This window comes from Sulfurovum indicum (assembly GCF_014931715.1).
Lineage (GTDB): Bacteria > Campylobacterota > Campylobacteria > Campylobacterales > Sulfurovaceae > Sulfurovum > Sulfurovum indicum.
Genome location: NZ_CP063164.1, coordinates 354011 through 378386 on the forward strand (window position 1 = coordinate 354011; position 24376 = coordinate 378386).

Annotated in this window: 26 protein-coding genes and 2 riboswitches; of the genes, 22 read left to right on the forward strand and 4 right to left on the reverse strand. The window is 41.6% G+C overall.

Going from position 1 to position 24376, the window contains the following annotated elements:
- Window positions 1-592: 592 nt before the first annotated feature.
- Window positions 593-1564, reverse strand: coding sequence for a porphobilinogen synthase (gene hemB, locus IMZ28_RS01865; protein WP_197548949.1), 972 nt, complete (start codon window positions 1562-1564; stop codon window positions 593-595).
- A gap of 88 nt (window positions 1565-1652) precedes the next feature.
- On the opposite strand from hemB, the gene ribA reads away from it, so the two are divergent.
- From ribA to IMZ28_RS01945, 16 genes are all read left to right on the forward strand, one after another.
- Window positions 1653-2222, forward strand: coding sequence for a GTP cyclohydrolase II (gene ribA, locus IMZ28_RS01870; RefSeq protein ID WP_197548950.1), 570 nt, complete (start codon window positions 1653-1655; stop codon window positions 2220-2222).
- Between the two features lie 142 nt (window positions 2223-2364).
- Window positions 2365-2463, forward strand: a riboswitch (cyclic di-GMP riboswitch).
- Window positions 2464-2475: 12 nt separating this feature from the next.
- Window positions 2476-2573: riboswitch (cyclic di-GMP riboswitch) on the forward strand.
- Window positions 2574-2598: 25 nt separating this feature from the next.
- Window positions 2599-4761 carry a LamG domain-containing protein gene (locus IMZ28_RS01875; RefSeq protein WP_197548951.1) on the forward strand — a complete coding sequence of 721 codons (2163 nt, stop codon included), beginning with the start codon at window positions 2599-2601 and terminating at the stop codon, window positions 4759-4761.
- A 3-nt stretch (window positions 4762-4764) separates the two neighbouring features.
- Entirely contained in the window at window positions 4765-5544 is a 780-nt protein-coding gene (locus IMZ28_RS01880; protein ID WP_197548952.1) for a hypothetical protein, read from the forward strand.
- A gap of 2 nt (window positions 5545-5546) precedes the next feature.
- Window positions 5547-5753 (forward strand): twin-arginine translocation signal domain-containing protein, encoded by a 207-nt coding sequence (locus IMZ28_RS01885; RefSeq protein WP_197548953.1) that lies wholly within the window; start codon window positions 5547-5549, stop codon window positions 5751-5753.
- 25 nt (window positions 5754-5778) lie between these two features.
- Entirely contained in the window at window positions 5779-6660 is an 882-nt protein-coding gene (locus tag IMZ28_RS01890; RefSeq protein ID WP_197548954.1) for a hypothetical protein, read from the forward strand.
- A 51-nt stretch (window positions 6661-6711) separates the two neighbouring features.
- A complete protein-coding gene (locus tag IMZ28_RS01895; protein WP_197548955.1) occupies window positions 6712-8478 on the forward strand; it encodes an ABC transporter ATP-binding protein in 1767 nt (588 codons plus the stop codon).
- On the forward strand, window positions 8468-8926 hold the full coding sequence (locus IMZ28_RS01900; protein ID WP_197548956.1) for a lasso peptide biosynthesis B2 protein: 459 nt from the start codon (window positions 8468-8470) through the stop codon (window positions 8924-8926). Before IMZ28_RS01895 ends, IMZ28_RS01900 begins: the two co-directional genes overlap by 11 nt.
- A complete protein-coding gene (locus tag IMZ28_RS01905) occupies window positions 8913-9803 on the forward strand; it encodes a phosphoenolpyruvate carboxykinase (ATP) (RefSeq protein WP_197548957.1) in 891 nt (296 codons plus the stop codon). The genes IMZ28_RS01900 and IMZ28_RS01905 overlap by 14 nt, the downstream gene beginning before the upstream one ends.
- Before the next feature lie 8 nt (window positions 9804-9811).
- The gene (locus IMZ28_RS01910) at window positions 9812-11674 is read left to right on the forward strand and encodes an asparagine synthase-related protein (protein ID WP_197548958.1); all 1863 of its coding nucleotides are present in this window, start codon (window positions 9812-9814) and stop codon (window positions 11672-11674) included.
- A gap of 592 nt (window positions 11675-12266) precedes the next feature.
- Window positions 12267-12554: a PqqD family protein gene (locus IMZ28_RS01915; RefSeq protein WP_197548959.1), complete on the forward strand. Its 288-nt coding sequence runs from the start codon at window positions 12267-12269 to the stop codon at window positions 12552-12554.
- A gap of 18 nt (window positions 12555-12572) precedes the next feature.
- Window positions 12573-13163 (forward strand): 16S rRNA (guanine(527)-N(7))-methyltransferase RsmG, encoded by a 591-nt coding sequence (rsmG, locus tag IMZ28_RS01920; RefSeq protein ID WP_197548960.1) that lies wholly within the window; start codon window positions 12573-12575, stop codon window positions 13161-13163.
- Complete coding sequence (locus tag IMZ28_RS01925) at window positions 13160-13372, forward strand: PP0621 family protein (protein ID WP_197548961.1); 213 nt, start codon at window positions 13160-13162, stop codon at window positions 13370-13372. The genes rsmG and IMZ28_RS01925 overlap by 4 nt, the downstream gene beginning before the upstream one ends.
- A 35-nt stretch (window positions 13373-13407) precedes the next feature.
- Window positions 13408-13788, forward strand: coding sequence for a hypothetical protein (locus IMZ28_RS01930; protein WP_197548962.1), 381 nt, complete (start codon window positions 13408-13410; stop codon window positions 13786-13788).
- Between the two features lie 105 nt (window positions 13789-13893).
- Window positions 13894-14472, forward strand: a complete 579-nt coding sequence (locus IMZ28_RS01935; RefSeq protein ID WP_197548963.1) for a rhomboid family intramembrane serine protease — start codon at window positions 13894-13896, stop codon at window positions 14470-14472.
- The gene (locus tag IMZ28_RS01940; RefSeq protein ID WP_197548964.1) at window positions 14453-14977 is read left to right on the forward strand and encodes a hypothetical protein; all 525 of its coding nucleotides are present in this window, start codon (window positions 14453-14455) and stop codon (window positions 14975-14977) included. Before IMZ28_RS01935 ends, IMZ28_RS01940 begins: the two co-directional genes overlap by 20 nt.
- Before the next feature lie 74 nt (window positions 14978-15051).
- The gene (locus IMZ28_RS01945; protein WP_197548965.1) at window positions 15052-15507 is read left to right on the forward strand and encodes a hypothetical protein; all 456 of its coding nucleotides are present in this window, start codon (window positions 15052-15054) and stop codon (window positions 15505-15507) included.
- On the opposite strand, the gene IMZ28_RS01950 is transcribed toward IMZ28_RS01945, so the two are convergent.
- The 3 genes from IMZ28_RS01950 to bioD form a co-directional block, all read right to left on the reverse strand.
- Window positions 15492-16454, reverse strand: coding sequence for an aminodeoxychorismate synthase component I (locus IMZ28_RS01950; RefSeq protein ID WP_197548966.1), 963 nt, complete (start codon window positions 16452-16454; stop codon window positions 15492-15494). The two genes, IMZ28_RS01945 and IMZ28_RS01950, sit on opposite strands and share 16 nt — an antisense overlap.
- Before the next feature lie 95 nt (window positions 16455-16549).
- Window positions 16550-17437, reverse strand: a complete 888-nt coding sequence (locus tag IMZ28_RS01955) for an aspartate carbamoyltransferase catalytic subunit (RefSeq protein ID WP_197548967.1) — start codon at window positions 17435-17437, stop codon at window positions 16550-16552.
- Between the two features lie 104 nt (window positions 17438-17541).
- Window positions 17542-18195: a dethiobiotin synthase gene (gene bioD, locus IMZ28_RS01960; RefSeq protein ID WP_232087497.1), complete on the reverse strand. Its 654-nt coding sequence runs from the start codon at window positions 18193-18195 to the stop codon at window positions 17542-17544.
- Window positions 18196-18280: 85 nt separating this feature from the next.
- On the opposite strand from bioD, the gene IMZ28_RS01965 reads away from it, so the two are divergent.
- The 6 genes from IMZ28_RS01965 to IMZ28_RS01990 all read left to right on the forward strand — a co-directional run bounded on the left by IMZ28_RS01965 (window position 18281) and on the right by IMZ28_RS01990 (window position 24371).
- A complete protein-coding gene (locus IMZ28_RS01965) occupies window positions 18281-18580 on the forward strand; it encodes an ATP-dependent Clp protease adaptor ClpS (protein ID WP_197548968.1) in 300 nt (99 codons plus the stop codon).
- A 19-nt stretch (window positions 18581-18599) separates the two neighbouring features.
- Window positions 18600-20789 carry an ATP-dependent Clp protease ATP-binding subunit ClpA gene (gene clpA, locus IMZ28_RS01970; protein WP_197548969.1) on the forward strand — a complete coding sequence of 730 codons (2190 nt, stop codon included), beginning with the start codon at window positions 18600-18602 and terminating at the stop codon, window positions 20787-20789.
- A 115-nt stretch (window positions 20790-20904) separates the two neighbouring features.
- A complete protein-coding gene (gene aat / locus IMZ28_RS01975) occupies window positions 20905-21651 on the forward strand; it encodes a leucyl/phenylalanyl-tRNA--protein transferase (protein WP_197548970.1) in 747 nt (248 codons plus the stop codon).
- The gene (locus IMZ28_RS01980) at window positions 21641-22627 is read left to right on the forward strand and encodes a transaldolase (RefSeq protein WP_197548971.1); all 987 of its coding nucleotides are present in this window, start codon (window positions 21641-21643) and stop codon (window positions 22625-22627) included. The genes aat and IMZ28_RS01980 overlap by 11 nt, the downstream gene beginning before the upstream one ends.
- 12 nt (window positions 22628-22639) lie before the next feature.
- Window positions 22640-23782, forward strand: a complete 1143-nt coding sequence (locus IMZ28_RS01985; protein WP_197548972.1) for a type IV pilus twitching motility protein PilT — start codon at window positions 22640-22642, stop codon at window positions 23780-23782.
- Window positions 23783-23834: 52 nt separating this feature from the next.
- Window positions 23835-24371, forward strand: a complete 537-nt coding sequence (locus IMZ28_RS01990; RefSeq protein ID WP_197548973.1) for a 50S ribosomal protein L25/general stress protein Ctc — start codon at window positions 23835-23837, stop codon at window positions 24369-24371.
- The last annotated feature ends 5 nt before the right edge of the window (window positions 24372-24376 follow it).

Sequence of the window (24376 nt, forward strand, 5' to 3'; positions counted from 1 at the left end):
ATATTTAAGAGGAAAGGCAAGGTTGATATTTTTATCAAAATATAATCGTGCATGTGTCTGTTGATCATCTGTATACAGGGTATACGGTGATATCTGAGGGTAGCAATATAGTAATGAAACTGGAGCATTTGTTTACTGTGTTACTTGTAATAGTATAGATGAAACATTTAGGAAGCAATCATTTTTTTATCTTTGTTACTCATTTCCGGTCCAAAACATGGTGTTAGAGTAGATTTTTTCACCATTTTGTCTTGACTTCCTGATTTTATACTATCGATTCTTGTGCGGAGTAGGTTTGCATATGAGATAAAAAAGACGACCTTGAATTTAAAAAGATGTGAAGGATCAATCATGAAAGGTTTGAAAACATAAAGTGAAGTTATATTGTGCAGTATAGTTATTTCTATCCACATCGCAGTATATGCCATAGAAACTGTACAAAATCTATAGGAAGTAGAGGCTTGGGCCTTAAACCCGAATTATGCAATAGAAATCACTGTATTTCACACAAATCATTGCACCATAGGCATTTGGTGAACTTCGAGTGATTCTAATGCATATTTTGGCTTAAAGACAGCAGTTTTTTACAGTTTCATTTGCCTAGAAGTATCGCTGCTTCTTTTGCATGGTAGGTAATGATGATATCTGCACCGGCACGTTTAAAGCCAAGCAGGGTTTCCATCATGACTCTGTCATAGTCTATAACACCTGCTTTGGCAGCCATTTTGAGCATAGCGTATTCACCGCTGACGTTATAGACTGCCAAAGGCAAAGCAGTATTTTCTCTAACATCGCGAATAATATCCATATAGGCGAGTGCCGGCTTGACCATCAGGATATCTGCTCCCTCCAGCTCATCCTCAACACTTTCTGCAATAGCTTCTCTCCGGTTGGCCGGGTTCATCTGGTAGCTTCTTCGGTCTCCAAAACTTGGACTTGATTCTGCTACATCCCGGAATGGGCCGTAGTAGGCTGAAGCGAACTTGGTTGAGTAGCTCATGACAGGTAGATTCTCGAATCCCGCACTGTCCAGGCCACCTCTGATCGCCTGGATCATTCCGTCCATCATGCCTGAAGGGGCGATCATGTCAGCACCTGCTTTGGCATGAATAACTGCCTGTTTTGCAAGGTTGTCAAGAGTAATGTCATTGTCAACTGTTTCCAGAACCGGGTCGAGTACACCACAGTGTCCGTGATCGGTGTATTCACAGAAACAGAGGTCGGTTACAACGAACATCTCTGGATGTGCTGCTTTGACTTCTCTTACTGTTTGGGCAATGATGCCGTGTTCACACATCGCATCACTCCCTACACTGTCTTTGACATCCGGGATTCCAAAAAGGATAATAGACATAATGCCGAGTCTTTTAAGTACATCACACTCTTTGACGATCTCATCGATACTCATCTGATATACGCCAGGCATGGAAGCTACTTCTTCCCTGATGCCTTCACCGCTTCTTGCAAAGAGAGGATAGATGAAGTCATTGACGCTTAAATGTGTCTCCTGTAGAAGATCTCTCAATACAGGATTAATTCTTTTTCTTCTAAAACGGGCAAACATACACGACCTTTTGTAATTATTTGTGTTATTTTACACTAATTATTAATTGTTAATTATTAATTATTAATTGTTTCTGTATAATCTCTTCATGAAAAACATAGAGATATCACAAATCGCTGCTTTGCCGACCAAATACGGTACCTTCAGGATCCAGGCTTTTAAAGACGGTTTGGGGAAAGAACATCTTGCACTTTTTACCGAAAGCCTCCCGGATACTCCCATAGTCAGGGTCCATTCCGAGTGTCTGACAGGGGATGCGCTCGGGTCTGTCAAGTGTGACTGCGGAGAACAGCTTCATTTTGCTCTCGAGCTTATAGCCAAAGAGGGAGGTATGCTCATCTACCACCGCCAGGAAGGAAGGAATATCGGTCTGCTCAACAAGGTAAATGCCTATGCGCTTCAGGATAAAGGCTATAATACTGTCGAGGCCAATCATCAGCTGGGCTTTTCTGCCGATGAAAGAACCTATGAGATCGTAGAGTTCATTTTAAACCATTTTGATATTAAAAAGCTCAAGTTGCTAACAAATAATCCAAAAAAGATAGAGAGTCTCGGATCTATAGAGATCGTAGAACGACTTCCTATACAGATTATCCCGAATCCGTATAATAAAGAGTACTTGAAAACCAAAAAAGAGCAACTGGGACATTTACTATAGATTAAAAAAAATAATAGTTATAGTTTATATTTTTATATCATTATAGTTTTTATTTTTTTTTATTTATGATATAATAACCCCTTCTGCAATATATAAGATTTTTTTTATAAAACAGCATGTATAATATTCATTTTATTGTAAGCAAAGAAAAAGCCACACCTGCTGTGAAGCAGGGCCGGAAAGCCATGGGTCTCTGATATTTTCGCCCGAAAGTAGATGATGAGATCGCCAGGTTGCCTCATATCAATCAATTTTACACAACTGCCACACCTGTTGCGAAGCAGGGCCGGAAAGCCATGGGTCTCTGATATTTTCCCCGAAAGTAGATGATGAGATCGCCAGGTTGCCTATAGATCAATTTGACAAAGGTATATCTGTGAATGTGCGAATAATCATTTCAATGGTTTTGTTTATAGGCAACTTTCTATATGCTGCACCTGTTGCCGAGTACCGTATGGACGAGTGTTACTGGAATGGCAGCATCGGTGAAGTCAATGATAGCAGCGGCAACGGCTATAACGGAACTGCCATTGATGCAACAACTCTCTCTTCGGATGCTATGATTAACAGCAGCGGCTATCTGCGCGGGGTGACCAATATGGTTAACCTTGATAAAAATGTAATGGATGGTTTGACTGATTTTACGGTCATGGCATGGGTTAAAGCACCAGTGAGCGGATATGAGACGATTTTATCCGCAGCTGATACGGCAGGAGCACTGCCTTATGCCAATGAAGCTCTGCTCTGGTTTCAGGATGCAACGACTGTTGAAGTCTGGATCAAAGGCGAGAGAAGCAGCGGTATGACAATTCCGGATATCAGCAGTGGATGGCACCAGATCGTCTGGACACGTTCGGGTCGGGACAACTGTGTGTATATAGATCCGGACTCAGCTGCCGCGGTACCGGTTTGTACGACACTCCCAGATACGGCAAGCGGAGCATTGACTGTTGCCCAGAATGGTTTGAAACTGGGTGTCGACCAGGACAGTATTAATGGCGGTTTTGGTCAATATCTTGATGGTTTGCTGGATGAGATAAAGATTTTCAATACAGTTCTGAGTGTAGCGGAGATGGCAGATATCTACAACAATGAACTCAGCGGCAAAAACTATGACGGTACGGTACGGGAAGCGGCAATCTGCAAGAAATATCCTGTACTTGATTACCGGATGGACGAATGTTACTGGTTTGACAATGCAGGCGGTATTACCGAAGATGTGAAAGATTCCGGACTCTATAAGTATAACGCAACGTCCTATAGCAATGCCCAAACTGATCAAACGAACAGCAAAGTCGGTTTTTCTGGAAGTTTTGATGGTGCTTCTTCTTATTTGGAAGTAAATAACAGTCCGTTATTGAACTTTCAAGATAAAATGGCTATATCTTTATGGGTGTATCCGAAAAATGATACAGATACGCATCAAATATATATAGAAAAGTATTATAGCAGCAATACACGGTCAGAGGGTTGGATGGTGTGGAATTATGATGATGGAGGTACTGGTGAATATATTGCCTTTTCTCTTAATATAGATGGTGCTTTTTACAATGCATATATTGCGAAGCCTGCATCGTGGGAAAGGAGTTGGCACTATATTGCTGCAACATACAGCAATGGAGTAATGGCACTTTATATTGACAGTGACACTCCTGTGGCTACGAAGAGTATTGCAGGAGAGATAGTGAACTCGACAGAGCCGTTGAGATTAGGTCAGCTATATAATAATTATTGGTTTGACGGGTTATTGGATGAGGTTAAAATATACAGTACAGACTTAAACGATAGTGATATTGCCAATATCAGACTAAACGAAGGTAATGGGAAAAACTATGATAGCAGTTTAAGAGAAGATATCGTTTGTGGTGCTACTATCAGTGCCCATACGTGGGAGCTAGTTGGAATACCTGCAGAGCTTCGGACGAGTACGGAAACTGTAAGCAGTGTGTTTGGGGATGATATGCTCGGAACATACGGGGTTGACTGGATTGTGTATCGCCGGGATTACAGTGAGAGCAACAATAGCAGCTGGGATACACAGTTGAGTGAAACAGATATTGTTGAGTTTGGTAAAGGTTATTGGCTGGGCAGCAGAAACAGTGAAAGCTGGAGTGTAAATGACCTGGTAAGCGTTGATTATAATGCCAGCAATGGCGCTTGTACGGCAAACCGCTGTGTAGAGGTAGATCTTAAAAGTGTTTCACTGGATGTAGAAAGCGGGGATGATCTGCTTGGAACGGGTGCCCACCGTTACAATATGACAGGCTTTGTGGGGAAAACCGCAGTAGATTGGGCAGATTGCCGGTTTGTTATTGACGGAGTTGCATACACACCGTCTGCAGCATATGAAGCAGGGTATGTGGAAAAACAGATATGGCAGTACAATCCTGGAGACGGCAGTGCAGATGCAAACGGACATACAGCATGTGATGACGTTACTCCGGGCGGATGTAAGCTTGAACCATATAAAGGTTTCTGGATCAAACTGCACGCTTCTACCAAAAATAAAACAGTAAAACTGTTGATCCCACAGGAGTAACAGATGAAAAAAAATATATGGATTTCGATCATTCTGGTATTGGGATTGGCAGGGTGTAATACCGATACACAATCTGTAAATGAAGTGAAGAGTATAAGTCTTGATACTGTAGCGGCAGAGACAAAACCGTCAAACTGGTATATTCGGCTGGTGGCAGAAGATCCTGTCAGAAAAATGAGGACAGGCAGTACACAGCTGGGAGAGCTTGATACAGATGACAATATCTCCAAGCATACACTGCAGTCACTCAGCCCGTTTGGCGGTACTTATCTTGATATTGTGTTTGTTGACCCTGCCGGTGTAGCTCCGGGCGAGTATAAAACCAGTTTTCACCATTATCAGGAAAACACGGAAGAGAGTTGGAGATTTACTGTAAAGACTGATGACAGCAATGCCAGGATCACTTTGACATGGTATGGGTTATATATACTGGACCCTTATATAGATAACGAAAAGCGTACACGTTATCATGAACATAGATCTATGAACAATCCTCTGCTTAAGCATATGAAACTGGTAGATACTGTAAGCGGAAAAGAGATGCCTGTTATACTGAACGGCAAAGCACAGGTATATACGTTTACGATGGACGGAATGAATGAAAGAACCTTTCAGTGGATAGTGCAGACAGAAGAGGTTAATGTGACTGATATGGGCGGGAGCTACATATTTCTAGATGGCAAAAATGTACAGAAGGATACTCTTCAAGAGCAAAAGAGTGTGACAGAAAGCAAAAAAGAAAGGTTTGATTTAAGCAGACCTCCGATGAGCAGTGGAGGATAACAGTGCGAGAGAAAAAAAAGCTGCAGAAACCGATAGTATCTGAAAAAGTAAAAAACAAGAGAAGAGACAGTAGACGCTCTTTTTTAAAAAAAGCAGCCTATGCTGCACCTGCTCTAGTCACCTTGGGACAACTGGCCAGGCCGTCCGGTGCATATGCTGATGGTTCTACAGGTCCGTCAGGCCCGCCTACTGACGGTTGGACTGTTTGAAAACAGTAGTATTATACAGTGAACAATGACTGCATTTAACCGACATATTGTTTTCCCGGACCGAAAGAGTTTTCAGAACCATGTCTCCCATAACAGGCTTGAAACAATTCATATTATAGAAAAAAAGATCTACCCCCTTTCACAAAATTTCTTGCTGAAAAGTGACTGGTATTGTATGTCCGGTCGGGAAATAAGATATTATAGCAGCAGACCTTTTGGAGAGGCAGACAGAATGCTTTCATGGGCTTTGGAGATCAAAGATACGATGATACTGGTATGGGATGCAAAGCAGAGAAATATCCTGTATGTCAGAAAACAAGCCTATACTTTTCAAAGATTGCAGTTTTGGGTACTTCATACCTTTATACCTCTTATACTTGAACTTGAACGAAGCTATCATCTTCTTCATGCAGGGGCAGTTGAAATAGCGGGCAAAGCAGTACTGTTTTCAGCTTTTTCCTATGGTGGGAAATCGACACTGACTGACTTTTTCATGCAAAACGGCCATGCTATGCTCACAGATGACTCTATAGCTATAGAGAAACGAAGAGATGGCTATTATGCGACTTCTTCATACCCTTTTCACCGACCTTTCAGAAAAGTAGAGACACTTGGTTATTTTGTTGAAAACTTTGTTACTGATCCCAAACCCGTTGATGCAGTCTATCTTCTTGAAAAAAGTGCACCCGATGCCTCTGTAGGGGTAACAGAGATCAAGGGCATAGAGAAGTTCAAGGCCCTGCATTTCAGCAGCTTTATTGATTTTTCTTTTATGAAACAGGAGCGTTTTTGTTTTTTTACAGAGATGACAAAGCGTGTAGGAGTATATAAAATTACTGTTCCATGGGATACTGCAAGGTTACCGGAAGTGTATGAAACGGTCATGGTGCACAGTAGTCAAATATGAAGTATCAAGGTCTTTTATCTTTATGCAATATAATAAAGAGACCAGACTAATATGACAAGGCACTATACATTTAAAGTACTGTATGAGCAGATTAACTCCCAGAAAAAAGATTTTTGGCGTACCAATATTTTTGGAACATTGGCAACATTGCTGCTGCTGCCCATTCCAATGCTCATTCCTCTGCTTGTTGATGAAGTACTGCTTGAACACTCCGGAAAGATGACAGAGGTGATCTCGAGAGTCTATGGAGAGAGTGAAGTATGGGTTTATGTTCTCATTATTCTAAGTACAGTGCTGACTTTGCGGATCATTGCATTTTTTTTCAATAATAAAAAAATATTTTATGCTACAAAAATTACCCAAAAGATAAGCTATCTGCTCCGTCACCGGATTTTACATCATCTTGAACGTGTTTCGATTTCTGAGTATGAAACACTCAAATCTGGTGGTATTGCTTCCAAAACAGTACAGGATGTTGAGAGTATCAGCCGTTTTGCCGGACAAGTGGTGATGATTGCGTTGAGTGCGCTACTTATGTTGGCAGGTATTGCTGCTGTGATGTTCTGGATGAACTGGGCACTTGCACTGCTGGTATTTATACTCAACCCACTGTTTTTTGGATTTTCAAAGATTCTGGGACGTAAAACCGGAGAGTTGCTGCGTCGTCAACATGAAGCCTATGAACTTTACAATGAACTGCTTAATGAGACACTGGAACTTTTTATTCAGGTACGTGCGAGTAATCAGGAGAGGAGTTTTTTCGGTATACTTCAAAAGCGGGCAAAAGAGATAGAAAAAACTTCGCTTGATTACGGGTATAAAGCGTCTGTGGCACACAGCTCCTCCACTCTGCTGATCAATACGGCGATTGATATTTTCAGAGTACTTGGTGTTACTGCTGTAGCCTATTCGGATCTGACGATCGGGATGATGATAGCTTTTCTTTTTTATCTTTCAACACTGGTGCAGCCGGTTCAGCAGCTGGTGGGTCTGGTCATCGCCTATCAGAGTACAAAGCCGGCATTCGAGCGTATCAATACACTGCTTTCATTTTCTCAGGAGCCACATTATCCACATGAATCTGATCCGTTTGATAACAAAAAAACGACTTCAGTTTCATTAAATAATGTCAGCTTTGCTTATAGAAACGGCAGAAGAGTGCTGCATAATATTACTCTAAAGGCCAATGCGGGAGAAAAGATCGCTCTTATCGGTTCAAGCGGTAGCGGTAAAACAACTGTTGCCCAGCTTTTGGTTGGTTTTTACCCTGTGCATTCTGGAGAAATACTCTATGGCAATACCCCGATAGAGAAGATAGGTCTTCCGGTTGTACGTAAGAATGTGGCTTTAATGCTGCAGTATGCGCTTTTTTTCAATGATACTATTCGAATGAACCTTGCTCTTTCAGAGGTAAAGAGCGATAGAGAAATTTATGAGGCATTGGGAGCAGCACAGCTTGAAGCCTTTGTCAGGGGGTTGGATGAGGGACTCGATACGCTTATCGGCAAAAATGGTATAAAACTTTCGGGAGGACAGCGTCAACGTCTTGCAATTGCACGTCTTATCCTCTCAAATCCAAAGGTTGTTATTTTTGATGAAGCAACATCTGCTCTGGACAATGCAACGGAGTTTCATCTCTACAAGACGCTGGCACCGTTTCTCAAAGGGCGTACGGTCATTATTATTGCACATCGGATCTCAACCATAAAACAGGCTGATCGTATCTACCTGATAGATGAGGGGAGGGTTACAGCTGAGGGGAATTATGACAGTTTGCAAAAACAAGGATTGATAAAAGAGGATTTTGATGTTGCGTAAAATAAAAAAGTTCTTCAAACTCTCAGCACACGAGCGAAATCTTTTTATGGAAGCCTATTATACATTGGGCATAATGCGTGCCGCCATTTTGAGCATATCCTTTAAACGATTGGTCCGACCATTGGAGCATTGGAGTAAAAAAGGTGAGTCGATAGAGCTTAGTGAAGAAGAGAAAAAAATGGCACTTGCCATAGGCAAAGCTATTAAACAGGCAGCAGCTCATACACCATGGGAAAGCGCCTGTCTGGTACAGGCTTTGACAGCACAGAAGATGTTGAAAAAACGTGGAATTTCCGGAGTGTTTTATCTTGGCGTTGCCAGAGATGAAGAGAAGATGAAAGCCCATGCATGGTCACAGTGCGGGGATATACTTATTACTGGTGGCAGCGGACATGGAGTATTTACTGTCGTTTCGGTGTTTGAATGGGGAAAGTATGATCGCATATAATCATTATATTGAATTTATCCCGGCGTTGGAAAGTGGCAAAAAGATTGAGGGAGCTTTTGTTGATGTGGTTAGGGTAAAAGCAAGTCCACTTGACAAACTACCGGAAGTATTTCGTTTTCACATTTCATTTTATAGCAATCAGGGAAGAGAACTGAAGCTACTTTCAGATAGAGAGTTTGCACCTGCAGTACAAAATCAACGTTGGGCTTTTGATGTAAAAGATGTAGTAACTTTTGTGTGGTACAGCGGAACTTTGGAGGTAGAGTATATATCTCATGAAAACTTTACGGAAGAGCTGCTGGAGTACTGGTGCATGCATCTTATGCTTCCTCTATTTTTTACCATTGAAGAGACGTATGATTTTTTACATGCGGGTGCGGTTGAGGTAGAGGAAAAGTCTATTCTATTTATGGCAAATTCATTTGGCGGGAAATCAACATTAACAGATTTTTTTTTAAAAAAAGGGCATACACTTATATCAGATGATAAAGTAGGAATATTTAAAAAGCAAGAAGGTTTTTTGTTAGTACCTTCTCATCCCCATCATCGTCCATATCGTGAACGGGAAACATTAGGTTGTTTTTTTGCTAATACATTAACAGGAGTAAAAACAATAGACATAATATATGACCTTGAACGTACTGCAGCAGATGCTCCTATTGAAATTATTGAACTGAATGGAGTTGACAAATTCCGTTCATTGCGTTTTGGCAGTGAGATTAATCTTTATTTTTTAAAAGAAAAACGGTTTATGTTTTTAGCACATATGGCTCAATATGTATCTGTTTTCAAAATTAAGATCCCCTGGGATATGAATCGATTAAGTGAGGTATATGAGACTATTTGTCTGCATACGAAAAATATTGGTTGCAAATAAGAGGGAGTATGAATTATTTTACAGGAGTCATAGATTTTGGTCATTTAAATGTGCAAGAACAGGACTTGCATACCATGATGGAGGCAGTAACAGTTTACGACTTAAAAGAGTATAAAGTTGTTACTGAAAAAAATACGGGTTTTATTATTTATTCACATGGTCGGGTACAAAACGGCCTGTCCGGATATTATAAATCCCTAAAAGATGAAATTTATATTTTTGCTGATGCAAGAATTTATAATGCAGGTGATGTTGGCAAGAAGCTGGGGCTTGTTAATGAAAATATAAGTGTTGCAGAGTTGATTTATGAGTCATATATGAAATGGGGTGAAGAGTGTCTTGAGTATTTTGCCGGTGATTTTGCCTTCTCTTTATGGGATAAGCGAAATAAAACTCTTTTTTGTGCAAGAGACCATATCGGAATGCGACAGATTTTTTATTTTAGACAGAATAACTATTTTATTGTTTCATCAGACCTGGATGCGATTCTCGCATCCAAGAATGTAGAAGTGAATGTGAATATGTATGCTCTCCAAAATTTTATTGATGGGTATCCTGTATCATACCACGATACTTTTTATGAAAATGTTTTTCGTATTCCTCCAGGATATATGTTAACGATTAAAAATAATACAGTGAGTGTAAAGAGGTACTGGTACCCGCATAAGATAAAACAAGACAGGTCGATATTGTTTGAAGAGGCTGCCAAAAAGTTTAAAAAACTTTTTATACAAGCAGTGCAAAGTAGAGTTCCAACTCATACAAAAATTGGTGCAGAGGTTAGTGGTGGTCTTGATTCTTCATCTGTTTATGCAGTTATAAAAAAGTATAGGAAAGATGTGGATCTGTCATCTTTTTCTCTTAGATTTGGAGATGATGTGTGCGATGAGGGGGAATATATTGAAACTTTAGTAGCCGGCAATGGAGCAAAACATTTTGAGTCCAGAGTGGATGTAAGGGATAGTCAAGAGGGCTATACGCTTTCAAATATTTATCAAGTAAACCCACATTGGCCTATTTTTTCTACTTATACAATGTCAATGCCATTATTGAAACAAATGGCTGATAGTAATATTGCAATTGGTTTGACAGGACAGGGAGGGGATCAAGCTACTGTTGGGAACTGGGGGCATTTGGCAGATATGTTTTTTACATTAAAATGGATTACGCTTTTTCAAACGATACAAATATATAGAGATAAAAAGTCCACACTACGGAAATTATTTCTACCATATATTTTTTCAAATAAACAGAAGGCTTTAATTAAAAAAATATTTCTTCCTTTTAAAAAAGAGTATCATTTAAAAAAAGTTGCACAGTATACAGATGATACATTCAGGTTTTATAGCGTATCTCAAAAAATAAATATAGAACAGTTTACAGGACACGGACATGCGAGATATGTAGATAACAACCCATATTTGATTGCTGAAAAAATCTATGGTATAGAGTTCCGGCATCCGTTTTTTGATGTACGACTTGTAGAGTTTATGTTCAGTCTGCCTTGGGATTACAGTTATAACTATACAAACAATAGAATTAATTTAAGAGTGTTATTTAGGGAGGCTATGGTAGGTATTTTACCGGAGAAGATTAGAAAACGGCGTGATAAAGCAGAGTTTTCACAAGTAATCTATGGAGAGTTGGAAAGTCTGGATCTTGATTCTTTGCTAAATAACGCTTACTTGATACAAAAAAAGATTGTGAAAAGAAGTGACGTTGAGGATCTTGTGTCAGGGTATAAGAATGATAAAAAAAAGCTTTTCAGACTCTGGAGGTTCGTTAATGCTGAATTGTTTTATAAAAATGTTTCCAAAACACAGAAGTATGGTATAATTATAAACACAAGCAGAGAGGGGGAGGATGTATGAAAAAAGAATATGCTCAGCCCAAATTAATAGTGATGGGTTCAATGGTAAAAATCACACAAGGCGGTGTAAGTCCTACAAGCACACTTGATAACAGTAACAGTTCCTTTGATGCATCTAGCACGAAATGATGAAGAGTAGGAAGTTTAAACAGAAGAGGATGTGGTGCTCCGGACAACTCCGGTAATCTTTCTGTTTTCTGATCTCTTCCAAAGGAGAGGTTGAGTTGTAGGAACCGGTTTTAATCAGGAGTCCTCTTTTTGGATGGGTATCAAGTATATGTTAAAAAACCCGAATTTAAAATTAAAGTGCAAATATCTCTAAAAATGCTATTCAGGTCCCCTGCGGGTCTTTGAGTTTTGAGCTCATAGGGGAATCATGCAAAAGTATCTATTCGGTCTTTAAGAACACTTCCCCTGGAGATTGAATGAATGGATGAAGAGATAGGGAAAACTATTTTATGCTACACTCACAATAAACAAGTTTCAAAGGAACTTTCAAGTGAAGCAGCGTAAAATTTAATTTGCGAGCTATATCCGTGATAACGGGTTTCAATCTGTTTTGTAAAATAAGCTGAGAAGGAAGACGGAAAATAATGGACCTTAGTCAAAAAGTAAAATTCCCGGATACTGTTTTTGCTCAGGAAGTAGATGGAGAGATGGTACTGCTTGATATGAATACCGAAAACTATTTCGGACTGGATGAGGTGGGTACATCTATCTGGCAGGCGATAGAAGAGAATGAGGGGGAGTTGCAGAAGGTCTTCAGAGCACTTCTTGATCAGTATGATGTGGAAGAAGATGTATTGAAAAAAGATCTCTCTGTCTTTGTAGATAAGCTGGCGGAGAGCGGACTGGTGACAGTGCTGCGTAATGAATGTTGAATTGTAAATGGTGAATGAATGGATTTACGAACTTGTTTGAGGCAGGAAGGTATTGAGCTTCCTATAGAGATCATTGAAAAACTGGAACATTTTACTCTGTTGTTGCAAGAGTGGAACAGGGTGCACAATCTGACCGGGGCCAAAACAGTGGAAGCGATCTACGGGAACATCATAGATTCACTTTATCCCCTGGTGTTTATTGAAAGACCAAAAAGCCTGCTTGATGTTGGAACAGGAGCAGGCTTCCCCGGTTTTGTACTGGCTGCAGCGCTGCCTGAAACGGAAGTGGTTCTGGCTGAACCGTTGAAGAAACGGGTTGCTTTTTTGAAGTATGCTGCAATAGATATTGGATTGGAGAATGTGAAGGTAGAAGCAAAAAGGGTTGAAGGGGTAGAGCATACACCGTTTGATCTCATCTCTTCACGGGCTGTGACCAATACAAAACTGCTTCTCGAGCTGACAGAGAATATCAGTGATAGTCATACAAATTATCTTTTTTACAAAGGAAGCCGTGTTTTTGAAGAGATTGAAGCGGTACAACATCAGTTAGATTATGATATAGTACAGAAAAATCAGAGAAACTATCTCTATATCAGGGGTCGGGTATGATCTTGAAGCTTATCATCTTTGCGATCGCGGGGCTGCTAATTTATAAATTCTTTGGGGGCAAACTGCCTGCATTGAGAAAGAAAAGTACTTCCAAAGAGAAGAAACCTGATGGAGATACTCTTGTAGAGTGCAGTCAGTGCGGTACATACGTAACGGTCAAAGAGGCTACACTAATCAATGGCAAATACTGCTGTGATGAATGTGTATAAAAAAGTAAACTGAATACTTTTATCAAGGAGCGAAAATGATACTTATCGGACATCCATGGATCAAGAGCCCGGAGTTTTGCAGAGTCTACTCAGAAGAAGATATCAAAACGAGCAAACCTGAACAGGTTGTACTGCTTGAACCGTTGGTCGATTCACATAAACTGGCACAGTATTGTCAGGAGAACCAGATTACGTATGCAGTAGTGGTCAGCTCACTTGATGATGCGATCTATGCCAATGCACTGGGGGCTGCCTATATGATCTGCGATGAAGATATGGGACTGATGGTACAACCGGTGGCACAGGAGTATCTTTTTGATACCAAAGTACTGGTGCTGATCCAAAATGAAAAAGAGATCAGTAAAATTGCCCGTGGAGGCGTTGACGGTGTGATATTTGCAAGAGCGATCTGTTAATACCTGATGCAGGAGTTTCAGCGTTACCCTCTGACCTATTTAGTCATTCTTCTAAACAGCGCTGTCTATCTGTTTTCCTCTATATATAGCGGAAGTATTGTCGAAATGAACTTGAGGGTGCTTGTTGATATGGGCGCACTCTATGGCCCCTTGACAGTATTGCATGGAGAGTGGTGGCGGCTTTTTACGGCCATGTTTCTGCATGGCGGTATGACACATCTTTTGATGAATATGGTCTCAATCTATCTCATAGGACGTGGGATGGAGCTTTATTTCGAGAAAAAAGCCTATATTTCCATTTACCTTTTTGCCGGTCTTGTCGGAGGATTGGTATCACTTCTCGTACATCCTGAAAGTGTTGGTATAGGTGCTTCAGGTGCGATATTTGGTGTTTTTGGGGCCTTGGCCGGCTTTTTCCTGGCACACAGGAAGAGGAGAGCTGTCCGCAGTCAAGCATTCATGAAAGATTTTGCTGTGATTATGGGGATTAACCTTGTATTGGGGTTTTCCATAGAGTCTATTGATGTCACTGCACATATTGCAGGTTTGGTTGCAGGGTTCACAGGTGGCTTTATGCTTTCCAGACAGCCCAGGCTGATCTGGGTTTACGGTCTGGTGATGCTGGGAGTGATTATATCTCTTGTGCGCTATTTGCCATACTATTATGCACAGTACTATACTTAAACTTTTCTTTCTTTTTTTGTTTTTATGGGGATGCAGTACAGTACATGATCCCCATCAGCAAAGCAGCAGGAAAGTACTTGCTATACAACTTATGGAACTTGATGAGAAGATATCTTATCATGAAGCTCAGGACCTCTCTTCTGCTATTTTCCAAAGATCAGCAGTTCTCGATCAGATGTTTGAACGTACGGGGAACCCTTATATGCATAATTTCCTAGTCAATATAGGCTTAAAAAAGAAAGGGTTATGTTACCACTATAGCGATGGGCTCTACAGCTATCTAAAACAGAAAAACTATTCCGGTTTTGAATTTCATCTGGTTGGCGCGAATATTGGAGATTACTGGCGGGAGCATAATGCTCTGGTTGTAGTCGCCAAGGGGCAGAAGGTTATGGATGGTATTGTGGTTGATCCTTGGAGAGACGAACGGGAACTCTATTTTTCAAAGATATCAGAAGACAGAACCTATGAGTGGAAACATAGAATCAGGAGAGGATGCTACTGAGATCTTTATCACTTTCTGTTTGATCAAAAGCAGTGCTACTGTATAATCTGGGAAAAAAGGAAAAGGTTAACAGGATGACTGATGATGAACGTGCTATGATGATGCTGGAAAAGTCTATTTATGAAGCCCAGGCAATGCTTGAGAAGGATCAGATATTCCGGCCTTTTGCTATGCTTCTGGATAAAAACGGAGAGATAGAGAGAATAGACAACAGCATTGCAAATGCACGGGATTCCTACAGGGCACTTTATAAAGAGGTGAAACTCTACATAGAGCAGAAAGAGGTTGATATTATTGTACTGTTAGCGGATACAAAGATGCCTGAAAGTATCTCGGACGGGAGTGTTGACAGTGCAATACGTGTACATCTTGAAGAGCGTTCCCAGCAGTACAGAAAGATAGCAGGGCGCTATATCTATGTGCCTTATCAGCTTCAGCGTTCAGTCGGTAGGGAACAGATACATGCCAAACTGTTTCTTCCCAAAGCAGTGAGTTTCCCATCCGAGTTTTTAAGCTATAGTGGAAGATAGATCTTGTCCTTTAACTCTTTATACTCACTTTGTGCATCGGAGTCTATGGTGATACCGCCGCCGCTTTTATAAAGCATTTGGCTGTTTTGTTCTTCAATGAAGCGTATCATCACGCTTGAGCGTAGGCTCTTTCCGTTGAAGATACCAAATATTCCGGTATAGAATCCTCTATCATAGTTTTCTACACGATCAATAATGGAAACCGTACTTTTTTTTGGAGTACCGGTAATGGAACCTGCCGGTGTGAGTTTATCGAGTATCTTGCCAAGCTGAGCCTGCCACTCTTCAGGAAGTTTGGCTGTGATTCTAGAGCTGACCTGAAGCAGTTCCTTCTTTCCGGCTTTGATACGGTCAATATAGCGAAAATCTTCAACTTTGATATCTGTACCTACAATACCAAGATCGTTACGCATGAGATCAACGATCATAACATGTTCTGCCATCTCTTTCTCATTGGAAAGAATACGCTTTTTGGCATCAGGAATATGTGCATCAATAGTACCCTTCATCGGGTAGGTGGCAATGGTGTCTCCCTCGATCTCTACAAAACATTCCGGAGAGAAGCAGATGAATTCTCCTTTAAAATAGAGTTTATACCTGGCTCTGGCATAGGTAAAGATCTCTTTGAGTGTCAGATCGGTTTTTATGGGAGTGGCAAAGGTAAGGTTAAGCAGGTAGGTATTGCCGGAACGGATCTCTTCGAGTATCTTTTCCATTACATTTTGGTATTGGGTAAAATTAACAGGAGAGAGGGAAAATGTAAATGCTTTTTCTCTCTTTTTCGCAGGATAGTTACGCCACTCTTCCAGTTTGTAGAAGATATCCTTGTCAAGCTTGTCCAGGGGCTGTACAAAGAGTTTGTTTTTGTCATAGGAGATAATGAAAAGAAAAGGTGTCCTGGTTTTGCCAAGCCGGTTTATTTTATCAAAACCCTCTTGTGAAGACAACCAGTGGTTTTCAGTGTCTAACGTATGGTGTGTAACGTGTAGACCGGTAACCCTCTCTCCTTTTTCTCTACACACTATACACTACCTATTATACATTAGTTATTGCTGTCCAGCAGCAGTAATTTCAAGATGGCCATTCTCATAAAGACACCGTTCTTTACCTGGGTCAGTACTTTGCATCTTGGGTCATCGAGTATTTCATCGGAGATGTCTATATTCCGCATGACAGGTCCGGGATGCAGAATAAGGATATCTCTGTTGCCAAGATGTTCTTTGGTAATGCAGTAGTGTCTGGCATATTCATCATAGTCTTCAAAAATTGGTTTGGCATGGCGTTCAAGCTGTGCACGAAGGCTCATGATGACATCGACCTGGTTGATAACATCTTTCAGGTTTTCGTATTGGGGAAGTTTGATGTTTTCAGGCTGGAACGGTTTGGGTGCGACAAGCAGAACTTTCATGCCCATACGTGAAAGCAGACGTATACCGGAGCTGGCCACTCTTGAGTTGACGATATCCCCGACAATAGCGATGGTTTTCCCCTCAATGTTTCCGTCAAAATGTTCCATTAGTGTAAAAAGATCGAGCAGGGCCTGTGTCGGATGGGCATGATTTCCTGCACCGGCATTGATAACAGGGGTCATCTGCATATTTGCCAAGATGCCGGGTGCTTCATTTTCCTCATGGCGGATAATGACACCGTCGGGCTCCATTGCACAGAGGTTTGCAAAAGTATCCTCAAGACTTTCTCCTTTTTTTGTGGAAGAGCGTGAAGGGTCAAGGTGTACGACTGCCGCCCCCAGACGTTTGGCAGCTACTTCAAATGAGCTGCGTGTACGGGTTGAGGGCTCAAAAAATAGTGTGATAAGCAGTTTGTCCTTTAGCAGTTGCGGTGGTCTCTGTGTTTTGAATCGCTTTGCATCTTCAAGCAGGTCGGTTATCTGGCTGTCAGTAAAATTATTTGTATCTATAAGATGTTGCATGGGTGATCATCCTCTGTTGTTCCTGTGCTTTGTACGGGAATCCGTTCTTTGGAAAAGATTATAGCAAAGGTGTGGTAAAAGGGGAGTTTGGTTTCATACCAACTCTAAAGAATCTGATCCTGTAGTGATTCTGCAAACTTTTCCAACCCTTTTTCCGTACTCCACCATCCTGGAAATACTTCATCATAATAGGGCTGTGTAACTTTGGAAAAATCTTTTTTGCCCTCATATAGATTGACACACCATTCAAAGTCGATATCGAAACTTCGCAAAGCCATTATCGAGAGGAGGGTATCGTTGATGCAGCCAAGCCGGCTCGGTGTAACAAGCAGTGCTTTGCTTTCCAACTCTTTGATGAGATTGATTACCAGGTATTCTCTGGTAATGGGAACCATCAACCCGCCTGCACCTTCAACAAGCAGAATATCACATCTTTTTAACAGCATGTCATGCTTCTCAATAAGGTACTGCAGATCTATCTTATGCTCAAGGTCGGCACAGAAAGGGGCTGCAGGCAGTTTAAAGGTATAGGCGGTAATATCCTGTACTGTCAATGATTTAAAGTCAGGATTGACCGATTGACATGCCTGAAGCAAAGCCGTAGCATCGGCCGCTTCATTTGTGACACCTGTCTCAATGGGTTTATAGACACCTGGTTTTACTCCTTTTTCTGCCAATAGCTCTATAAGCCTCAGTGTGGTGTGAGTCTTGCCTACATTTGTACCTGTAGCGGTGATAAAAAGAGTGTTCACTTGCATTTCTCCATTTTTTTTGTATAATATAGAGTCTTACATGAAACATGTGTAAGTATCAATAAATTATTAATCAGGATTTTAACATAAGATGCCAAAGTTTGAAGAAGAATTAGATGTTGCTTTAGAACTGCAGGAACCACAACTTTTTAAAGTGCTGCTGCACAATGATGATTATACAAGTATGGATTTTGTGGTAGAGGTATTGATGGGGATCTTTCATAAGACACACAGCCAGGCAGAGCAGATCATGTTACAGATCCATGAAAAGGGAAAAGCGATCTGTGGGGTATATACCTACGAGATTGCACAGATGAAGGTTGAGCAGGTAAAAGAGCTCGCCAAGCAGAATGAATTCCCTCTTCTTGCAACAATGGAAGAGGATGCATGAAAGAATGAAAGGTATATAAATGATCAGTGTAGCATTGAATGATGTATTTAAAGAGGCGGTAAGCTATGCCAAAGAGAACCGTCATGAGTATTTGACCGTAGAACATGTTTTCCTAGCGATCGTACGGTCGGAAAAAGGAAAAGATATTTTAGAGACACTGGGTGCAGATATAGCTAGGCTTGAAAAAGGAATAGTTGAGCATATACATAAAACGATTCCGACACTCAAAGAGGCTGTAGAGCCTTTTGAGACAGTCGCACTTTCACGTGCCATCAACGATATGATGACTCATATCCATTCGGCAGGACGTACCGAAGCAAAGGTAGGAGATATGCTTGCATCCATTTTTATGCAGGAACACTCCTATGCGGTCTATCTGATGAAAAAAGAGGGGATCGCACGTATAGATATCCTGGAAGTGATCTCACACAACCATACGGAGGAGGGTGCTCCTTCCAAACAGAGTGAGAAAGAGGAGACACTGCTTGAACAGTTTACGATAGAACTTGTTTCCCTGGCAAAGACCGGTAAGATCGATCCGGTGATAGGACGGGTTGATGAGATAAATCGTGTAATGCAGACACTGTGTCGCCGCAAAAAGAACAATCCTTTACTGGTAGGAGAACCGGGGGTCGGTAAAACAGCGATCGCTGAAGGGTTGGCGCTTAAGATCTCTGAGGATGAGGTCCCTGATGTACTAAAAAACTCAAAAGTCTATGCGCTGGACATGGGAGCGCTTGTCGCGGGTACCAAATACAGGGGTGATTTTGAGAAGCGACTCAAGGGGATCATTAAGGAGCTTACGGTACAGAAGGATGCCATTCTCTTCATTGATGAGATCCATACAATGGTTGGTGCGGGTGCGACCAGCGGAGGAAGTATGGATGCCAGCAACCTGCTTAAGCCTGCACTTGCACGAGGAGAACTCAAGTGTATTGGTGCGACAACTTATGGTGAGTTCAGGAATTTTTTTGACAAAGACAAAGCACTCAGCCGCCGTTTTGCGAAGATCGATGTGGAAGAGCCAAGCATTGAGGATACCTTTACGATCCTCAAAGGAGTCCAGCACAAATATGAGAATTTTCATAAGATCAATTTTACCGATGAAGCATTGCAGAGTGCCATTGACCTTTCCGTAAAGTATCTGCATGACCGTTTCCTGCCGGATAAGGCAATGGATATTATTGATGAAGTAGGGGCCCATTTTATGCTTCGTGGAAAAGAGGGGGTTGACGTCACGCCAAAAGATATTGAAGAGAGTGTAGCAAAGATGATGAAGCTGCCTTCAACGGTCATCGGAACGGATGATACGAAGAAGCTCAAGAATCTTGAAAAAGATCTCAGAGCGCATATTATCGGGCAGGATGAAGCGATTTATGTACTGTCAGCAGCGATCAAACGTTCGTATGCCGGACTTACCGGAGAGAACAAGCCTATTGGTTCATTTCTTTTTGTAGGACCAACGGGTGTGGGGAAAACAGCATTGGCTACGCAATTGGCGCAAACCATGCATGTACACTTCGAACGCCTGGATATGAGTGAGTATATGGAAGCGCACACTGTCAGTCGTCTGGTAGGTGCACCTCCGGGGTATGTCGGCTATGAACAGGGTGGACTGCTTACAGAGATGATCAAAAAACATCCTCATACTGTACTGCTGCTTGATGAGATCGAAAAAGCGCATCCTGATATTATGAATATTCTGCTTCAGATCATGGATGGTGCAAAGTTGACAGATAACAACGGTGTTGTAAGTGATTTTAAAAATGTCATACTTATTATGACCTCTAATCTTGGAACCAAGGAACCAAATGTTATGGGCTTTACGAAAGATACATCAGTGAAGACCGACAAAGCGATTAATGCATTCTTTGCACCGGAGTTCCGAAACCGTCTCAGCGCCATTGTCGAATTTAACCCGCTTAAACTTGAGGCACTTATCGAGATAGCTGACAGAGAGGTTGAGAAACTGAATACTCTGCTAAGATCCAAAAAGATCAAAGTCAAACTGACAAAAAAAGCCAAAATCTATCTGGCGCAAGAGGGATATGATGAACGCTACGGTGCAAGACACATTGCCCGTGTGATCGATGAGAAGATCAAAGAGGCACTGACCGATGAGATACTCTTTGGTAAACTGAAAAAGGGCGGAACGGTCAAAGTCGGTTTCAGTGACGGTAAACTGACTTTCAACTATGGAGCAAAATAAATGCACCATCAGTATTTTAATTTAATAAATAAAAGTATTGCTCTGCAAAGTATACTGACATTATTGACTGTTCCTTGTTCCTCAGCCACTAAAAAGCTCCGCAGGAGCTTTTAAAATGGGATCAATGTTTGATGAGGAGGATTATCTGATTCCTCCGCTGAGCAACTATTCGTATGCATTTCCCAGCCCTCGTTTTGCTTCGGATGAAGGACTGCTTGCCTATGGAGGAGATCTTTCATCAACACGATTGTTGACAGCATATCGTAACGGCATTTTCCCGTGGTACCTGGAGGGAGATCCCATTTTATGGTGGTCACCAAATCCAAGACTGCTGCTCTACCCGAAAGATTTTAAAGTAAGAAAGTCTTTCAGAAGAGTATTGCGTAACGGTGGATTCCGTGTAACATTTGATCACTGTTTTGCTGATGTTATCAGGTACTGTGCCACTGTACCCAGAGAAGGGCAGAAGGGCTCATGGATAGTACCTGAGATGCAGGAGGCATATATCCGTTTGCATGAAGAGGGATATGCCCATAGTGTAGAGGTATATAAAGATGAGGAACTGGTCGGTGGACTTTACGGTGTTTCAATGGGAAAAGCTTTTTTTGGAGAGTCGATGTTTTCTCTGATGACCGATGCTTCCAAAGTGGCATTTAAAGCGCTCAGTGATGTTTTAGGAGAGAGAGGTTATGATTTTATCGACTGCCAGATGAAGACCGACCATATGGTTGGACTTGGGGCCCAGACAGTGGACCGTAACCGTTTTTTATATGAGCTTGAACAGACACTGCAAAAACCAAGTGATATCGGCTCATGGCAGAATTTTAGATGGAAATATAAGGAAAAGACAGATGGTAAATAGAGAGATCGGTTTCTCGTTGTGGTTGGATTTTGTAGAGCGGGACTATTTGAAAAATGCATTCGGAGCTTTGATAGAAAAAGGGATTATTAACGGCGCGACAAGCAACCCGGCTATTTTTGCATCTGCGATTACAAGTTCTCCTGCCTATAAAGAACAGTTGGAGAGTCTCTCGGGGAAAAGTCCAAAAGAGAAGTATGAGGCATTGGCGATTGAAGATATCAGAACGGCCGCACAGGCTTTGCGACCGCTTTATGATGAGGGAAATGACGGATATATTTCCATTGAGGTTGACCCTTTTCTCTCCAATGATACGCAAGGTACGATCGAAGAGGGGAGAAGACTTTTTGAAACAATAGGAGAACCCAATGTAATGGTCAAAGTACCAGCGACCAATGCGGGATATGAAGCAATGAGCACACTGCTCTCTGAAGGTATTTCTGTTAATGCGACACTGATTTTTTCACCAACACAGGCCGGGCGCTGTATCAAAGCAATGCAAAAAGGGATGGAACAGACCGACAGAAAAGTGGATGGTGTGATATCTGTCTTTGTCAGCCGGTTTGACAGAATGCTCGACAATGAACTTGCGCAAAACGGTATAGACACTTCACTGACAGGTATTTATAATGCTGCAAAGATATACAACATGATCGAAAAGTGCGGCAGTGAAAATATTCGTACACTTTTTGCAAGTACAGGAGTAAAAGGTAATGATCTGCCTGCCTACTACTATATGCGTGAGCTGCTTGCCTCCCATTCTGTCAACACTGCACCGTTGGCGACCATTGAATCCTATATATCCGTAAAACCGACACCGGCTAAACTTCCTTTGGAAGAGACAGTAATAAACGGGTATTTTACAAAGTTGTCAGATAGCGGTTTTGATATGGAAACGGTTTATGCTACACTGTTAAAAGAGGGGTTGGAAGCGTTTGAACAAGCGTTCCAGGAGATGCTGGATACGTTAAATCGATAAAAGGAAACGCGCATGGAAGAGAGACTCAAACTGTACCTACGTACGATGATAAGCAATAAAGGAAGTGATCTTCATTTGAAATCCGGCTCCCACGTAAGAGTGAGAATAGACGGTGTCTTGAAGCTTCTGGGTAAAGATGAGCTCACTTCACAGCAGATGGATGAGCTCGCCAGAGAGATTACGACAACAGAACAATACGGGAAGCTTAAAACAGAGCGTAATCTGGATTTTTCCTATACACTTGGAAAAGAGTATCGTTTCAGAGTGAATTTCTTTTACCAGATGGACGGACTAAGTGCGGTGTTCCGGATCATTCCTATTGAAATTTTAACTATTGAACAGCTGAAACTCCCCAAGGTAATCAATGATTTTGCCAATATACAGCGCGGACTGGTACTGGTGACGGGAGTGACCGGATCGGGAAAATCTACTACCCTGGCTGCACTTCTGGAAAAGATCAATGCTGAACAGAAAAAGCATATTATCACCATTGAAGACCCTATAGAGTTTGTACACAAAGACAGAGGTTGTCTGATCAACCAGAGAGGTATCGGACAGGATACCTACTCTTTTTCCGATGCATTGAGAGCAGCTTTGAGAGAAGATCCCGATATCATCCTTGTCGGCGAGATGCGGGACCTTGAAACGATCGATATTGCGATGCATGCGGCAAATACAGGCCACCTGGTATTTTCAACACTGCATACGCTGGATGCCAAAGAGACTATTGACAGAATTGTCGGTATGTTTCCCAATGATGAGCAAAACCGTATCAGGATGTCTTTGGCTTCGATACTTGAAGGGGTGATCTCCCAGCGTCTGATCCCAACCAAACGAGGAGGGAGGGTTGCCGCAATAGAGGTGCTGAAAAAGACAGCACGTATTACACAGCTTATTGCAGAAAAACGTGATGCTGAAATTCCTGATGCACTTTTTGAAGGGAAAGATATCTATGGAACACAGACATTTGACCAGGCACTGCTTGATATATACAGAACGGGAGAGATAGATGCCCAAACAGCACTGGACTATGCAACCAATCCGGCTGACATGAAACTTAAAATGCAAGGGGTGGGCAAAGGTGCTATTGTTGATGAGAATGCTGGGAAAGACGGACTGGATGTCCTTGAACTTAAAGATGAGAATGAAGGATAGTTTAAAAAAAATTCGGTATAATCCGTTCCTATTTTAATTTAAGGACATAAAAATGTTAGAAGGTATCGTTAGAGAGAGTATCGGAAAGACTACTGCAAAGAAGCTTAGAAGAGATGGTTATCTAACTGCAAACCTTTACGCGAACGGCGTAGAGAATATTCAAGCCGCTTTTAAACGTGGTGAGTTTGCAAGAGCAGTTAGAAATAAGGATAGCCTTACTTTCCCTGTAAAAGTGGGGGACAAAGAGCTTAACGTTGTAATCCAGGAGTATCAACTGCATCCTATTCACGGAGAAGTAGTACATGTAGACCTTAGAATTGCGGTTCCTGGTCAGGTGACAGACTACCTTGTACCGGTTGTAACACACGGAACACCGGTTGGTCTGAAAAACAAAGGTGTACTTGTTATGTCAAAAAGAAGAGTGAAGGTAAGAGGTGCCATTGAGAATATACCGGCAAAATTTGACCTTAACGTTGAACCGCTACAGAGAGATGACTCTATCCTTATCAGAGATGTTGAAGTACCTGAAGGGTGCAGAATGATGGACAGACCGGATGTTGCTATTTGTGGTGTAATTAAAGCCAAATAATGAAA